This is a genomic window from Citrobacter sp. S46_ASV_140, assembly GCF_018919545.1.
Lineage (GTDB): Bacteria > Pseudomonadota > Gammaproteobacteria > Enterobacterales > Enterobacteriaceae > Citrobacter > Citrobacter braakii.
On the sequence record NZ_JAHLRC010000304.1, the window covers coordinates 1 to 264 of the forward strand.

At 49.6% G+C, this 264-nt stretch carries 1 protein-coding gene; it reads left to right on the forward strand.

Annotation, left to right across the window (positions count from 1 at the left end):
- The coding region (locus tag KQJ19_RS23900; protein WP_275972576.1) for a prephenate dehydratase domain-containing protein at positions 1 to 264 on the forward strand (264 nt) is incomplete at both ends.

The window sequence follows — 264 nt, forward strand, 5'->3', positions numbered from 1 at the left end:
GTCAGTATGCTGCCCGCCATTTTGAACAATTTATAGAAAGCGGCTGCGCGAAATTTGCCGATATCTTTAATCAGGTCGAAACCGGACAAGCTGACTACGCAGTGGTTCCGATTGAAAACACCAGTTCCGGTGGGATTAACGACGTTTACGACCTGCTACAGCACACCAGCCTGTCTATCGTTGGCGAGATGACTATCACGATTGACCACTGCCTACTGGTGTCCGGCACGACAGATCTCGAGACCATTGAAACGGTATATAGCC